The sequence below is a fragment of the Nisaea sp. genome (assembly GCF_039990255.1).
Lineage (GTDB): Bacteria > Pseudomonadota > Alphaproteobacteria > Thalassobaculales > Thalassobaculaceae > Nisaea.
This window is the reverse complement of record NZ_JBDXGG010000018.1, coordinates 396,795-412,179: the sequence shown is the minus strand read 5'-3', so window position 1 is coordinate 412,179 and position 15,385 is coordinate 396,795. Positions and strand designations below refer to the sequence as shown.

14 protein-coding genes are annotated in these 15,385 nt (G+C 59.0%); 8 read left to right on the top strand and 6 right to left on the bottom strand.

Features of this window, described 5'->3' with window-relative positions; genetic code table 11:
- Window positions 1-3: 3 nt before the first annotated feature.
- Window positions 4-630 carry a glutathione binding-like protein gene (locus tag ABJ076_RS12165; protein ID WP_348189505.1) on the bottom strand — a complete coding sequence of 209 codons (627 nt, stop codon included), beginning with the start codon at window positions 628-630 and terminating at the stop codon, window positions 4-6.
- An 80-nt stretch (window positions 631-710) separates the two neighbouring features.
- Entirely contained in the window at window positions 711-3,020 is a 2,310-nt protein-coding gene (locus tag ABJ076_RS12160) for a xanthine dehydrogenase family protein molybdopterin-binding subunit (protein WP_348189507.1), read from the bottom strand.
- Between the two features lie 162 nt (window positions 3,021-3,182).
- Between ABJ076_RS12160 and ABJ076_RS12155 the strand changes: the two genes are divergently transcribed.
- Entirely contained in the window at window positions 3,183-4,076 is an 894-nt protein-coding gene (locus ABJ076_RS12155) for a DMT family transporter (protein ID WP_348189509.1), read from the top strand.
- 18 nt (window positions 4,077-4,094) lie between these two features.
- Here the strand turns inward: ABJ076_RS12155 and ABJ076_RS12150 are convergent, their stop codons facing one another.
- On the bottom strand, window positions 4,095-5,489 hold the full coding sequence (locus tag ABJ076_RS12150) for a hypothetical protein (RefSeq protein ID WP_348189511.1): 1,395 nt from the start codon (window positions 5,487-5,489) through the stop codon (window positions 4,095-4,097).
- Window positions 5,490-5,597: 108 nt separating this feature from the next.
- On the opposite strand from ABJ076_RS12150, the gene ABJ076_RS12145 reads away from it, so the two are divergent.
- Window positions 5,598-5,918, top strand: a complete 321-nt coding sequence (locus ABJ076_RS12145) for a hypothetical protein (RefSeq protein ID WP_348189513.1) — start codon at window positions 5,598-5,600, stop codon at window positions 5,916-5,918.
- 27 nt (window positions 5,919-5,945) lie between these two features.
- On the opposite strand, the gene ABJ076_RS12140 is transcribed toward ABJ076_RS12145, so the two are convergent.
- A complete protein-coding gene (locus ABJ076_RS12140) occupies window positions 5,946-6,419 on the bottom strand; it encodes a cyclic nucleotide-binding domain-containing protein (protein ID WP_348198119.1) in 474 nt (157 codons plus the stop codon).
- 97 nt (window positions 6,420-6,516) lie between these two features.
- Window positions 6,517-7,149, bottom strand: a complete 633-nt coding sequence (locus ABJ076_RS12135; protein ID WP_348189518.1) for a 3'-5' exonuclease — start codon at window positions 7,147-7,149, stop codon at window positions 6,517-6,519.
- 93 nt (window positions 7,150-7,242) lie between these two features.
- Here ABJ076_RS12135 and ABJ076_RS12130 point away from each other — a divergent pair, with 93 nt between their 5' ends.
- Both ABJ076_RS12130 and ABJ076_RS12125 read left to right on the top strand, forming a co-directional pair.
- Window positions 7,243-8,616, top strand: coding sequence for an acyclic terpene utilization AtuA family protein (locus ABJ076_RS12130; protein ID WP_348189520.1), 1,374 nt, complete (start codon window positions 7,243-7,245; stop codon window positions 8,614-8,616).
- Window positions 8,613-8,990, top strand: coding sequence for a hypothetical protein (locus ABJ076_RS12125; RefSeq protein WP_348189522.1), 378 nt, complete (start codon window positions 8,613-8,615; stop codon window positions 8,988-8,990). Before ABJ076_RS12130 ends, ABJ076_RS12125 begins: the two co-directional genes overlap by 4 nt.
- Here ABJ076_RS12125 and ABJ076_RS12120 read toward each other — a convergent pair.
- Window positions 8,987-9,745, bottom strand: a complete 759-nt coding sequence (locus ABJ076_RS12120) for a hypothetical protein (protein WP_348189524.1) — start codon at window positions 9,743-9,745, stop codon at window positions 8,987-8,989. The genes ABJ076_RS12125 and ABJ076_RS12120 overlap by 4 nt on opposite strands.
- A gap of 155 nt (window positions 9,746-9,900) precedes the next feature.
- Between ABJ076_RS12120 and ABJ076_RS12115 the strand changes: the two genes are divergently transcribed.
- The 4 genes from ABJ076_RS12115 to ABJ076_RS12100 all read left to right on the top strand — a co-directional run bounded on the left by ABJ076_RS12115 (window position 9,901) and on the right by ABJ076_RS12100 (window position 15,325).
- Entirely contained in the window at window positions 9,901-12,201 is a 2,301-nt protein-coding gene (locus ABJ076_RS12115) for a xanthine dehydrogenase family protein molybdopterin-binding subunit (protein WP_348189526.1), read from the top strand.
- A 58-nt stretch (window positions 12,202-12,259) separates the two neighbouring features.
- Complete coding sequence (locus ABJ076_RS12110; protein WP_348189527.1) at window positions 12,260-13,903, top strand: thiamine pyrophosphate-dependent enzyme; 1,644 nt, start codon at window positions 12,260-12,262, stop codon at window positions 13,901-13,903.
- Between the two features lie 42 nt (window positions 13,904-13,945).
- Window positions 13,946-14,635, top strand: a complete 690-nt coding sequence (locus ABJ076_RS12105) for an SDR family NAD(P)-dependent oxidoreductase (RefSeq protein ID WP_348189529.1) — start codon at window positions 13,946-13,948, stop codon at window positions 14,633-14,635.
- Window positions 14,636-14,779: 144 nt separating this feature from the next.
- Complete coding sequence (locus ABJ076_RS12100) at window positions 14,780-15,325, top strand: PadR family transcriptional regulator (protein WP_348189531.1); 546 nt, start codon at window positions 14,780-14,782, stop codon at window positions 15,323-15,325.
- The last annotated feature ends 60 nt before the right edge of the window (window positions 15,326-15,385 follow it).

The window sequence follows — 15,385 nt, the reverse complement described above, 5'->3', positions numbered from 1 at the left end:
GGATCAAGGCAGCTCCATGCCCCGGCTCAGAGCCGGACGCGCCATCATGGAATCGTACCAACGCTTCACGTTCGGGAACTGGGCAAGGTCCACTTCCTGCCAGTCATGCCGGAATACCCAGGGCAGGGTCGCGAAGTCGGCGATGGAAACCTCGTTGTTGGCGAGATAGTCCCTGCCTTCGAGGCGGCTGTTCAGCACACCGTAAAGACGCAGGCATTCCTTGCCATAGCGCTCGATGCCATAAGGCACTTTCTCTTTGGCGGCGCGCTTGAAGTGGTGCACCTGCCCAAAGATCGGGCCGATACCGCCCATCTGGAACATCAGCCACTGGATGACCTCATAGCGTTTCGCCATTTCGGTCGGCATGAACTTGCCGGTCTTCTCGGCCAGATACATCAGGATCGCGCCGGACTCGATGACCGTGTATGGCTTCCCGTCCGGGCCGTCCGGGTCGATGATCGCAGGGATCTTCGAGTTCGGGTTGATGGCAATATATTCAGGCGTGAACTGGTCATCCTCACCGATATTGATCGGATGCAGATTGTACGGAATACCGCACTCTTCCAGCATGACCGTGATCTTGCGACCGTTCGACGTTTTCCATGTGTAGCAGTCTATAGGTGCCGTCATGGCTTCCCCCTGTTGAAATCTTGAACTGTCATACAAGAAAAGACGGCAGCGTTTCCGCAACCGTCTTTTCAGAATGATACCTATTCGGCCGCCGCGAGTTTGCCCTCGTTCGCCACCGCCCAGATCTTCTCCGGCGTCGCCGGCATGTCGATATTGGTGATGCCGAGCGCATCGCAGACCGCGCTGATGGCCGCAGGCGGGGCACCGATCGCACCGGCCTCGCCCGAGCCTTTAATACCGAGCGGGTTGGTCGTGCACCAGACATTGTGAGTCTCGAAGTCAACCCACGGCACATGGTCCGCGCGCGGCAGGGTGTAATCCATGTAGGAACCGGTCACGAGCTGGCCGCTCTCCTCGTCATAGATCGTGCTCTCGTAAAGCGCCTGGCCCAGGCCCTGACCGACGCCCCCATGCACCTGGCCCGCCAGCATATTCGGGTTGATGACCGAGCCGAAATCATCGACCACGGTGTATTTCTGGATCTCGACTATGCCCGTGTCCGGGTCGATCTCCAGCTCGCAGACATGGCAACCGTTCGGGAATGTCGCCGCTTCCGGCGTGCGTTTGTACGTGGTGTCGAGGCCGGCCTCTTCCTCGCTTTTGGCTTCCCGGTTCACCTCGAATATCGACATGGTCTTGTCGGTTCCGGCAACAGTGAATGTGCCGTCGGTGAATTCGATATCCTCGATTGCCGCTTCCATGACCCGAGCCGCAGCTTTCTTGCCCTTTTCGACGATCTCGCGGCCACCGAGCAGCACAGCGACGCCGCCCACCGGCAACGCACGGGAGCCGCCGGTGAGGCCCGGAGGCGTGCGGTCCGTATCGCCCTGGATGATCCTTATATCCTCACCATCGATGCCAAGCACGTCGCCCAGAACCTGGGCATAGGCGGTCTCGTGGCCCTGCCCGTTCGACTGGTTTCCGATATAGATCTCGATCTTGTTGTCCTCGGTGAAGCGGATATCCGCCGTCTCCGGGTTTCCGCCACCGCATTTCTCGATGTAATAGCCAAGACCGATACCGCGCATCTTGCCGGCCTTCTCGGACACGGCCTTACGGGCGGCGAAACCGTTCCAGTCCGCCTTCGCCATGCATTTCTCCATTACAGTCTGGAATTCGCCGGTGTCGTAAACGTTGCCGAGCGTCGTGCTGTAGGGCATTTGCTCCGGCTTGATGTAATTACGGCGCCGGATTTCGTCCCGGCCAAGACCGGTTTCGGCCGCGCAATTATCCATCACCCGCTCGATCAGATAGGCCGCCTCGGGCCGACCGGCACCACGGTAGGCATCAACCGGCGTGGTGTTGGTCAACACGCCCTTCACATTCACATAGATCACCGGAATATCGTAAACGCCGGAGAGCATGTGAGTTCCCGCCTCGGTCGGGATAAAGGGCCCCATATTGGAGAGATATCCGCCAAGATTGGCGAAAGTCTCGACCTTCATGCCGATGATCTTGCCATTCTCATCGAGCGCGGCATCGACATAGCTGACATTGTCCCGGCCCTGGGTGTCGCTCATGAAAGCTTCGGAACGCTCCGGGGTATATTTCACCGCCTTTTTCAGGCGGCGGGAGGCCCAGGCAAGAAGGCACTGTTCGGGGTAAAGAAAGATCTTCATGCCAAAGCCGCCGCCAACATCGGTGGTGATGCAGCGCAGCTTATCCTTGTCGATCTTCAGCACGACATCGGCGAGAAGCGGATGGATGAAGCTCGGTCCCTGGGTCGAGCTGTAGAGCGTCGTGCGATCAGTCTCCGCATCGTAAAGGCCGATAGCGCCGCGCGGCTCCATGGAATTCACGATGATGCGATTATTGACGACCTTGGTCCGAACAACCTTTGCCGCCCGCGTGAAAGCCGCCTCTGCCGTTTCCAGATCGCCCTTCTGCCAATCGAAGCAGATGTTGTTGGGTATATGATCATAGAGCTGTGCGGCGCCCGGTTTGGCGGCGCCTTCGGTATCCGTGGCGGATTGGAGCGGCTCATAATCCACGTCGATCAATTCCGCCGCATCGCGTGCCTGATCCAGCGTTTCCGCGATTACCATGGCAACGGGCGTGCCTACATGGCGGACCGTATCGCCTTCAAGGATCGGGCGCGGCGTATCCGCACGCGCACTGCCATCCTTGTTTGGCGCCGGCGCCAGACTAGGGAGATCGCCCAGCCCGTCTTCTTTCACATGTTTATTGGTCAGAATGGCAATAACACCGGGCATTGCTTCCGCATCCGCCGTGTCGATCCCTTTGATTCGCGCATGAGCGTAAGGTGAGCGCAGGATGAACGCACGGGCTGTGCCGTCCGGCGTGACGTCATCCGTATAATTACCCTGACCAGTCAGTAACCGCTGATCCTCAACGCGCTTGATCGCCTGGCCAATGCCGAATTTTACCATAAAGTCTCTCCTCGTCGGGCCGTTGCGGGCGCAGCGGCCGATATCTCTCGCAGCGGATGTTAGGGGTTTAGAAGTCTGGCACTCAAGCAACAAATGGGTTAGCAAACTTTCTCTTTACACGCTTTTCACAGAGTTAGGGGCTGTTCGCCCGTGAACCAACCCTTGCCACAAAAAACTGCGGAGATCCCTCCTTTTGCGATCTTTCTGCTGGCCATGCTCGCCTTGCTCTGGGGCCTCAACTGGCCGGTGATGAAGCTATCCCTAGCCGAATATCCACCCTTTGTGTTCCGCGCCATCGCCGGAATCTCGGCAGGATTGGGCCTGTTCGCGATGGCGCGTGCAAACGGACAGGTGCTCCGCGTGCCACGCACCGAATGGAAGGGATTGCTCATCGTCTCCCTTCTCAATATGTCGATCTGGAACATCGCAGTCTTGTATGGGGTTGACCTCATGGAATCCGGCCGCGCTGCAATCCTCGCATACACTATGCCGCTGTGGGCGACCTTGACCGGCACGTGGCTGGTCAAAGAACCCTTGCGCGCCAGATCAGCCTTGGCATTGGGACTGGGACTCGTCGGTGTGAGCTTGCTGTTTTTCGGCGACGACCGCGCCTTGTCGGGCGATCCACTCGGCCCCGTTCTGGTCGTTTTCGCGGCGATGAGCTGGGGCGTGGGCACTGCAGCAGTAAAATATTTCCGCTTTTCCATGTCGGTGACGGTTCTTACCGGCTGGCAGCAGATGTTGGGTGCTCTGCCGATCGCGGTCATCGCGCTTGCATGGGATTATCAGAACATGCCGGACGCCGTCACACTCGTCCCGACGCTTGGCCTCGTCTATAACATGACGATTACTGGCATCTTCTGCTACTGGGCCTATTTCAGTGTCGTGAACATGCTTCCGGTTGTGGTCTCCACCGTCGGTACACTGATGGTACCGGTGATCGGCGTTGCTGCTGATGCGCTGATCTTCGGGACCGTCCCAGGAATTGTCGATTATACCGCCCTCGCTGCCGTGGTCTCCGCCGTCTTCCTGGTGATGACCCGCAGGGCGAAATAACCCTTATGCGCCGGAAACTCAGATAAAGGCGTAGTGCAGGATACTGAGGATCGGCACCATCACTGCCCAGATCACAATTACATAGGCAAGGTTCCGGCTTATCGCGATGCGAGCTGGCGGCACACCGAACATCGATCCCGCCGTCACCACGGACAGAGAAGCAATGGAAACCATGGCGCCAAGCCCCCAGCCAACCAGCATGGCTTCGTAAAGCGCCAAAGGCAGAACGCCGTGATCAAGGCTGGTCAGGGCGGCAAGAAAGATCGTCCCGGTGATGATCGGATGAATGCCAATGATGGCCGGGACCAGTTGAATGCCGATCATCATGGCCAGCAGAACTGGCGCCGGCAATCCACCCTCAAGCAACGGGGCCACATGGACGATCACTGAGTCGGCCTCTCCCGCAACGGTGCCAACCACGATGGCAATGGCGACAAGGGCAAGGTCATCCCCGAGACCTTTAATCCCCTCGGCTGTTTTCTCAAGGACCGGCCTCAATGCATCCGGCCGACGGACGCATTGGATCAAACACAGCAGCGGCATCACCACCAGGATAGAGCCAAGGGTCGAGAGAGGTGTGAAAGTCCCGACCAGAACGACCATACCGGCAGCAATCCCCAACCTCGACGCAATCGGCTGGAGACTGGCGAGAGCAGCGCCGACGGCCCCAAAACTGAATGGCCGGGCGAACATGGCAAGCGCGATGGAAATAGCTAAGCAGACGCAGAGAAAACCGAAGGGGATGATTTCCCAGAGTTGGACCATCGGCAAATAGGTGCCAGCGACTGCGAACCCGACGAAAAAAGGCGACCAGAGCACGGCAATGCTCATGCCCCGCATGGAAGCGCAAGCGGCCGAACGGCGACGGTCGTCGCTCGCATCGGCCGGTACTACGGCGGAAACAAGAGCGAAAGATCCAGTGTTCAGAACCGCCCCGAAAACCGTCGCACCGATGGTTATACCGACATCCGCTGCGCTGTCAGGAAGTGCGGCCAGCCTGTCCTGGCTTTTCCGCACAGAGGGCATCAGTCGGGCGACTTCCCGCGTCATCTTCAGCGTTGGCAACAGTCCTGCAAAAATCAGAGTGCGCTCAAGGCCGCGCCAGGCAGCTTCAGGATCGGCAATGGTAAAGATCAGGATAAGCGTCACGGTCGAACCGATGCCGACAAGCACCTTCGTCTCAAGCCGCGCCTGCGGAAGCGTGCCAAGCACGAACAGCAACAGGCCGCCGGCAACGATATGATCGAGCATCGGAATGGAAAAAAAGAGTCCGGCAACAGAACCGGCCCAAACGGATGTCAGAAGCAGGACACGCCAGTCCAGAAAAGACTGCGAAAGGATGGGGTTTCTCCATGAGGGGAAAGTGGCAGTCAGAATAGCAAGGAGTCTGCGCCGCAGAGGAAAAATAGGCAATCCTCACGCAATCGTCCTGGATTCGCCCTAACGATCTTCCGCCAACGGTGGCAACGTGTTATCGGTATTATATCGAATTTGGCACAAAATTAAGTCGGGCGAATTTCAATGAGCGATACTTCGAACACCAACACCGGCGGTCAGGCGGCAGGACAGCAGCCAAACATCGTAATTGCCCCGGAATGCCAGGATATTTTCGTCGACGGAGTCATCGGTGCTATGGTGCGAGACGGTGTCGTTCGGATTAATCTTGTGAACACGCGTTTCAATATCGACGGCTCCCAGGTTGAGCATGCCGTCGTGTCCCGGATGATCATGTCCCGCTCGGGCGTGCGCAACTTGCATGCTGCACTTGAGCAGCTGATGGGCCGTCTCACCCGCTCAGCAGACGGTCGCCGTGACGATGATACTGCCGAAGACGAAGGCTGAAGCGCCTCTTTAATCCAATACAGGCATTCAGATGGTCGCGTGCTGCAGAACCGTAAGGTTCGAATTGCGGATCATCTGAGCCAGATTGTGCAGTATCTGCACCAGCACTGCGGGATGTTCCGAGAGCATGTTGCGGAAGTCACTCGGTGACATGGCCGCAACGATGCAATCCTCCGTCGTCCGAACCTCGGCAGACCGCGGACCGCCATCAAGTGCTGATAGTTCTCCGAAGTAAGCACCGGCGCCAAGCTGACCGAGCCTCAACGCATCGCCGATAATCGTGTGATTTTGGACGTCGGCAGAGCCTTCCAGCATGAAATAGACATCGTGGTCATCGCCCTGTCTGGAGATAACGACCTCGCCTGCCGCGAACCGTCGCTTCCGGCAAAGAGCTGCGACGGCCGCGCGCTCTTCTTCGCCCAGATCCAGAAACAGCCCGATCCGGCCAATTTCATCCGCGTTGACGGAACTACCGTCCAAATCGAAGTCATCCGAACTCATCATCCGCCCCAATCAATCCCATACACATCGCTTTATCATCGTAGGCGCCTGCTGACCGCCCGTTAAAGGGTTTCGAGCGCGAACAGGCCCATCCAGTTCAGAGACGCCCGAGAGACCTGAGATCTCGAACCGCGAGAGCAATTGCGCGCGCATCACCGAGCCCGGTATGAGCGCCCGGCATGGCCTTGTGCCCGAGATGCTGAGGCAAGGTCGAACTCACCGTCTGGCTCTCCGGCAGCCCCAAAGCCTCGGCAAGGCAAGGGCGGATGTTGGCGAAAAGATCGTCCTCAAACGGCCAATCCAAACCCGCCCAATCAGCATTCTGAACGAGGTCACTCCAGTCACTTCCATTCGACACAACGAGACAGGCATCGCCGACGAAAGCGAAAAACCGGGCAAGAGCATCCTTGAACGGGATCCCGTCGCTGATCAGATCTGCATTGGTGATTCCGGTCAATTCGATGAAATAGTTTGAGAGAACCGGGTTTTTCTCCGGTGTAACCAACGCCTCGAAGCTCGACAGTTCTGCCATCGGCATGGCGACGTCTATCTTCACCGCCCCAATCTGGACGACTTCCATGAACTCGTCGGGGCCGCTCCAGTTACGCGCGAGCGAGCCTTCCCAGGCGGTGATTTCAAGGTCGAAAACAACCACCGTGCCCTGCCCGGGAAAATCGCAAAATGGACCAGCAGCAGCACTCTTTATGACGCGATCTGCGCGTCCCGGCATCGCCGCTCTCCCCGCACTGGTTGATTTGAGAGCTGGTAAAATTCGCTCCCCAGACGCTACAGTCTGCCCCCCATCCTGCCAAGCGAAAGACTGATGACCAAAAATCTTGTTCATATCGGCTGTGGCGCCGGCTTTGCCGGCGACCGGAAGGATGCCGGAGGTCCTGTGGCTGATACGCTCGCCACCCGTGACGGCCCGAAATACCTTATCTTTGAAACGCTTGCGGAACGCACGCTGGCGCTGGCCCAGAAGCAAAAGCAACGCGATCCGGAGCGCGGATACTCACCTTTCCTCGAAGCTTATGTCCGGCCGGTTCTAGAACGATGCCTTACGAACAACATCCGGATCGTCTCCAATTTCGGCGCGGCTAACCCGGCAGGTGGCGCGAAGCGCATTCTGGAGATCGCCGAGGAGATCGGATGCCGCACACCGCGTATCGCGGTTGTCTCAGGGGACGACCTGCTGACGGTAATGGATGAAAAAGAAATCCGCGCGCACACGACCATCGAAGGATTGCCCATCGGCGACGGTATTGTCGCCGCCAATACCTATATTGGCGCCCGCCCTATTGCCGAAGCATTGGCTGGCGGCGCGGATATCGTGGTCGTCGGACGGACCACGGACCCGGCGCTGGTGCTCGGCCCGCTGATCCATGAGTTCGGCTGGAAAGAAGAGGATTGGGATGCACTCGCAGCCGGAACGCTGGCCGGGCATCTACTGGAATGCGGTGCTCAAGTAACAGGCGCCTATTTCTCCGATCCCGGTTTCAAGGACGTACCGGATCTTGCCCATGTCGGCTTCCCCATTGCCACCATCTCCAGCGACGGCGCCATCCAGGTCGGCAAGGCGGATAACACAGGTGGCTGTGTATCACCCGCGACCGTCAAGGAGCAGATCCTCTACGAGATGCATGATCCGTCCGCTTATCTGACGGCTGATGTCGTGCTCGATATCACCGGAGTATCTGTCGAGCAAACGAGCCAGAACGTTGTCGCTGTATCAGGCGCACGCGGCACGGTCCGTCCTGATACGCTGAAGACCACGATCAGCTTCGACGGCGGGTGGCTCGGGGAAGCGGAAATCAGCTATGCCGGACCGAACAGTCTGGCCCGAGCGGAACTCGCCCGGGAAATCCTGACCGAGCGGGCCCGCGAACGCGGCAGCAATGCCGAGTACCGGTTCGATATCATCGGTACATCAAGCACTTTCGATGGGGGCAGCACGCCCTATCCCGCAGCAAAACCCGCTTCGCCGGACGGCGATTACCGGGTCCGTGCCGCCGTTTCCTGCCATTCCCGAGATATTGCCGAAGATCTCTCTGACGAGGTGCTGAGTCTATATTGCTCCGGCCCTGCCGGCGGTGGCGGGTTCCGGCGTAACATCACAGCACAAATTCATACTGCCTCTATCCTGGTCGACAGGAACAGGCTCTCGCCCAGCGTTCAGTTTCTCGGAGCAGGCACATGACCGTGGTTCTCGACACCCTCCGCCTTCGCCTGCACGACATTGCGCACGGGCGCAGCGGCGATAAGGGAAACCGCTCCAACATCAGTGTCATTCCCTATACGGAAGCAGCCTATTCCCTCGTGCTGGAGCAGGTTACCGAAGAGCGTGTGCTCTCACTCTTCGGCCACAAAGGCGCGAGCGCGGTGACACGCTATGAGCTGCCCAATCTTCCGGCATTGAATTTCGTTATCGACGATGCGCTGGAAGGCGGCGTGAACAGCACACTCAATCTGGATCTACACGGCAAGACCCTGTCCTTCATGCTACTGGACTTGCCGATCGAGGTTCCTATGGATCAGGTCCACGAGTTTACACAAGGCAGACGTAAGAACTAGCGCGCATCGCGGAGTTTTTCTGCAAGAGCCTCTTTCTGCGCTTCGAAAATAGCTTCCTGCATTTTTGCGGGAAGAACTTTCAGCCTTTCGACCGCCTCCGCTGGCGAAAGCTTTTCGACCTCTTCCTCAGGCATTGACTTCGCCTCGGTCGCAAACCGGTCCCGATACTTTTTCAGAGCCACCTCGACCGCCGCCGCCGCCTTCCGGCATGTCTCGATATCGTGCAAAACTATTTCGTAGCGCTCTTCCACATTGAGACGCTTGAGTTTCAGATAATCCCCGTGATCCGGGATAGCCTTCTCAAGAGCCGGGTGCAGATTCTTCTCATAGAAAGTCTCGGCCAGTTGACGGGCTTCGCTCTTGATTCCAAACAGATCAAAACCGAGGGGCTTCGAGAGCCGCCAAACACCTAAGCCAACAACATCAAGAACATACTGAGTATCATAACTGTCACAAAGCTGATCCAGCGCCGTGCGGGCTTTTCCCGGAACCGCATAGCAATTGAAAAAGCCCTGGGCTAGGGCGTCCAGCTTGGTCTCGTGCTTGGTCACGAACCGCTTCTCAGTCTCCAGAAATGACTCCGATTTCTGATGTTCTTTCAGGCTCTTACCAACCTTAGACTGAAGATGCCGTGCTTCTTCCACGACATCAAGCAAGTCGCGGAAACGATTTATGGCATCCGGTTCGGACATAGCCTGATCGAACCGCGACCCCAGAGCATCTATCGACGCTGAAATTTTGCTTGAATCATCCATTCGTCATATCACCGATGTTCTCTTCGCTCACAACCACGCCCTATTATTGCGGTGCATAGAAATACTGGTATTGCGGAGTATAGAAATACTAGATCGCGTGTATATTTGCGTGTGACATTACGACAGTCCAGACACGAATTACGAGATTAAGAAACATGTTGCGACGCGAAGATGACCGGCTGCTGACCGGCCATGGCTGCTATGTGGACGATTTGTTCCCGGAAGGCGCCGCACATGCGGTCGTCGTTCGCTCCGCCATGGCGCATGCTCGGCTTCTCTCTGTTTCCGTAGATGAGGCAAAAGCCGTTCCGGGCGTTCTGACCGTGCTGACCGCGGACGATCTGGCTAGTGAGGGCGTCGGTCCGATGCGATCACGTATGCCCATGATTGGGCATGACGGGAAACCGATGATCGAGCCGGAACGCCCGGCACTCGCAAAGGATGCCGCCAAATATGCAGGCCAACCGGTTGCTTTCGTCGTGGCCGAAACGGTGTCCGCTGCCCTCGAAGCTGCAGAACTTGTCGACATCGGCTATGAGGATCTGGAGCCGGTCACCGATCTCGCTCATGCGGTTTCCAATGACGCTCCCAAGCTCTGGGACAAAGCGCCGCGCAATGTCAGTTTCGACTGGCGAATCGGAAATGGCAGCGAAGTCGATGAAGCCATTTCAGCAGCCGATCATGTGGTGGAGCTGACAGTCGACCATCCCCGTGCCGTAATCGCGCCGGTCGAACCGCGCGGCTGTGTCGGTGCGTTCGATGGTGAGACCGGAAAATACACGCTCCACACACCGAGCCAGGGCGTTGTCATGCTGCGCGCGGCCATGTCGGAAGCACTCGGTGTCGACGAAAGCCATATGCGGGTCATCACCAACGATGTCGGCGGAAGCTTCGCTGTAAAAATTTGGCCCTACCCAGAACAAATCCTCTGCCTGCTCGCCGCCCGCCTGACAGGACGGCCGGTGAAATGGATCGCGGATCGCACCGAAAGCTTCGTTGCCGACGCACCGGGCCGAGGCCGCCTCGACCGGGCGACGCTGGCACTGAAAAAGGATGGCACGATCACCGCTTTCCGGATCGATGCGCTTGCCGATATGGGCGCCTTCCTCAATGCGGTAAACCCGTCCATCGTCACCAAGGGGGCCGTCCGGGTCTTCACCAGTTGCTACAAGATCACCGCCGCCGAATACCGGGTGCAGGCCGTCTTCACAAACGCCACGCCGACCGATGCCTATCGCGGCGCCGGAAAGCCGGAAAGCGCCGGCACGCTGGAACGCTTGATCGACTATGCCTGCGACAAGCACGGGTTCGATCGGGCGGAAATCCGCGCCAAGAACCTGATGACGCCGGCGGACCTGCCGTTCCACACGCCGATGGGCGAGGATTACGATGGCGGCGACTATCCGGAGATCTTCAGGAAAGCGCTCACCAAGGCGGACTATGAGACTTACGCGGGTCGTCGCACAGCGAGCGAGGCTGCCGGCAAGAAACGCGGCATCGGCTTCGGCATCCATGTGCACGCGACCGGCGGGTCCACCGCCGAGCGGAGCAAGGTCGAGCTAACCGGCGATGGCAAGGTCCGGGTCCGCACAGGAACCCAGGATTCCGGCCAGGGGCACCAGACGACGCTGGCACAGGTCGCGGCCGAAACCCTTGGCATCGATCCGTCGCAGGTCATCGTCGAGCAAGGCGACAGCGACGACCTTCAGATTGGCGGTGGTACCGGCGGTTCCTGCCTGATGCCGATCGCTGCCAACACCGTGCATCGCGCGGCCATCGAGATGGTCGAGAACGGCAAGAAGCTCGCCGGGCACATCCTGGAGACAGCAGCTCAGGACATCGAATACGAAGCCGGGTCCTTCAAGGTGGCCGGCACGGACAAGGCGATCTCCTTTCCAGAGCTGATGGCCCGCATGGGCGACATTCCGGCGGAGACGCTGGAGCCAGGCCTGCGCGGTGGCTGCGTCGGCGAGATGGATTTCGAAGGCAAACACACGACCTTCCCGAACGGCGCCTATGTGGTCGAGGTCGAGGTCGATCCGGACACGGGCCATGTTGCCGTCGATCGTTTCGTCGGTGTCGACGATCTCGGACGGATTGTGAACGAGCCCCTCGCCTTCGGGCAGGTGACCGGCGGTATCGCCCAAGCCATCGGCGAGGTCCTGATGGAAGGCAGCGTCTACGATCCGGATTCCGGTCAGCTGTTGACCGGATCGCTCATGGATTACGCCTTTCCGCGCGCCGACGACGTGCCCTTCATCGATCATGCCTGGGCGGCTACGCCGTCTCCGAACAGCCTCCTCGGGGTGAAGGGCGTCGGCGAAGTCCCGTCCATCGGCGGGCCGGGACCGATCATGAATGCGGTGATCGATGCGCTTGCGGGATACGGTGTCAAACACATCGATATTCCGATGACACCACAAAAAATCTGGACGGCAATCCACAATGGAGGCTGATCCGCAATAAGGCTGATACATGTTGGCAACAGACCGGCACCGGCCATAGGGAGGAAACATGACCGCATCCAGTTCCATGACCGGCGGCACGGCCCTGGTCCGTGCCCTGACGGAAAACGGTGTCGACACGGTGTTCGGCCTGCCCGGCATCCAGCTCGACGGTCTGTTCAACGCCTTGTATGACGCCCGGAACAGCCTCCGCGTGATCAATGCCCGGCACGAGCAGGGCACCGCCTATATGGCGTTTGGCTATGCACAGTCGACCGGCAAGGTCGGCGCTTATGCCGTGGTTCCCGGCCCCGGCCTTCTCAACACTTTCGCCGCGCTCTCCACCGCCTACGGATGCAATGCCCGCGTCCTTGCTCTTACCGGGCAGATCCCGAGCAACACCATCGGTCGCGGCCTGGGCATGTTACACGAGATCCCAGATCAGCTCGGTCAGATGGAGCGACTGACGAAATGGTCCCACCGGATCAATCATCCGTCAGAGGTCCCCGCCGTCATGGATCAGGCCTTCCGGGAACTTTGGAGCGGGCGCCCTCGCCCCGTCGGCATCGAAATGCCGCTCGACCAGTTACACTTGGAAGCGCCCGTCAGTCCGATCACACCGACCGTGCCCCCGGAGCCACCCGAGCCCGATCCGGACAAGATTGTAGAAGCGGCAAGGATGCTTGGCGAGGCCAGCAACCCGATGATATTCGTCGGCGGCGGTGCCTATGAAGCGGCCGAAGAAATCCGCGCGTTGGCGGAAATGCTTCAGGCGCCTGTGGTTTCCTACATGAACGGCAAGGGTGTGCTGGACGACCGGCATCCACTCTCCCTGCACCATCCGGCGGGTAACCGGCTCTGGGGCGATGCGGACGTGGTTATTTCCATCGGCTGCCGCCTGCAGCACGAGCGCATGACATGGGGCATGGATGAACAGCTCTCCATCATCCACGTCGATATAGACCCGGTCGAGCTGACCCGCGTCGGCAAGCCCGATGTCGGCATTGTCGCCGACGCGACGGATGCGGCGCGTGCATTGCTCGACAAGATACCGGCGCATAACCGGGCACGGCCATCACGCACCGACGAGATGGAGACCCTGAAAGCGGAGTTCCAGGCGCAGTTTGAAGCCAAAATCGGCCCGCAGATGGAGTGGCTGGCGGCCATTCGCACCGCTTTGCCCGAAGACGGCTTCCTGGTCGATGAGTTTACCCAGGTCGCCTACGCCTCCCGCGTAGGCTTTCCGACCTACGGCCCACGCACTCTGGTCTCGCCCGGCTATCAGGGCACGCTCGGATACGGGTATGCCACCGCGCTTGGCGTGCAGGTTGCGCACCCGGACAAGCAGGTGCTGTCGATCAATGGCGATGGCGGCTTCATGTACACCATGCCGGAGCTGGCGACCGCCGTACATCACGGCATCAATGTTGTCGCCGTGGTCTTCGCCGACGGCGCCTATGGCAATGTGATGCGGATGCAGAAAGAGCTCTATGACAACCGGGTTATCGGCAGCGAGTTCACAAATCCCGATTTCGTGAAGCTCGCCGAAAGCTGCGGTGCGTTAGGCTTGCGCGCAACCACACCGACCGAGCTGAAGAAAAAGATCGAGGAAGGTTTCGCCTCCGGGCGTCCGACCCTGATCGAGGTTCCGGTCGGTGAATTTCCAGAACCCTGGCCGGTGATCAGGCCGGGACCGTCGCGACCGAAGCGGTAGCGGCGATCCTGCCCGGCACCGCCCGAACCATTTGGACGGACCATGAGCGAAACTGCCCTGATCGTGGGAGCCGGTGCTGGCCTGAGCGCCTCCCTCGCCCGCCTCTTCTCAACAAACGGCATGAAGGTCGCCCTGGCCGCCCGCAATACGGACAAGCTGAGCGAACTGGCGTCGGAGACCGGCGCCCTCACCCAAGCCTGCGATGTCTCCGACAAGACAAGCGTCGCTGACATGTTCGATTGGATGGATGACGCACTCGGCAGTCCAGACATTGTCGTCTTCAATGCCTCGAAGCGGGCGCGCGGACCGATTATCGAGCTCGATCCGGATGAAGTCCTCGCCGCCACGACAGTGACCTGCCACGGGGCCTTCCTGGTAGCTCAGCAAGCGGCACGACGCATGCTGAAAACCGGTCATGGCACAATTCTGCTCACCGGCTCGTCGGCCGGGGTGAAGGGCTATCCACAATCCGCGCCCTTTGCCATGGGCAAGTTCGGGCTGCGAGGCCTTGCACAATCCATGGCCCGTGAGCTGCATCCGCAGAATGTTCATATCGGTCATTTCGTGATCGATGGCGGTATCCGGGCCTCAAACGATCAGCGCGAAGCTCTCGGAGAAGACAGACTGCTAGATCCGGACGCGATCGCCGAAAGCTACCTGCATTTCCACCGCCAACACCGCTCGAGCTGGGCCTGGGAAGTCGAACTCAGGCCCTGGAAAGAGACTTTCTGACGCCGGGAGCTGTTACCCTGAAACCACAGAACGTGCGTAATCTCACATGAGATAACAACTCAGGCTTTTTTTCCTTCCATCTACAAATGCATCCCCCATATATCGGTCCGACATATATCAGACCGATATAGTTTGGCCTTGTTCATGGATGTAAAGACTCTCTGTCTTGCGGTTCTCAGCCGACGAGACGCAACGGGCTATGAGATCCGCAAGCAGTTTGCGGAAGGACCGTTCGCGCATTTCCAGAAAGCCTCTCTGGGCGCCATCTATCCAGCTTTGACGCGCGCCGCCAGAGAAGGTCTGGTAACGGTTACCGAAGAAGCACAGGACGGCCGACCGGATAAGAAAGTCTATTCCTTGACCGAGGCGGGCGAGACGGGCCTGCGCCTCGCTTGCGAGATCGAACCTGAGCCAGATCAAGTTCGTTCCGATCTTTTTTTCCTGTTTTTTTTCGCCCGCTATCAATCCCCGGAGAAAATCGCCCGACTGATTGATGAGCGGATCGCATTTTACGATACCCAGCAATGCGAGCTCGACGAGTTCAACCCGAACTGTGCCGCCGACCCCGGAATGAATTTTGTCCGAGGTCTCGGCAGTACGATCTATCGCGCCGCCGCCGACTACATGCGGGCCAACCGCGCGTCGCTTCTAGCTGAGCTCGGCTCGGAGACGCGCCATGCAGCTGAGTAAATTGCCACCCTGCCACCTCATCAGAACGCGCGCTTGCGCTCCAAAACCATACAGCCCCGC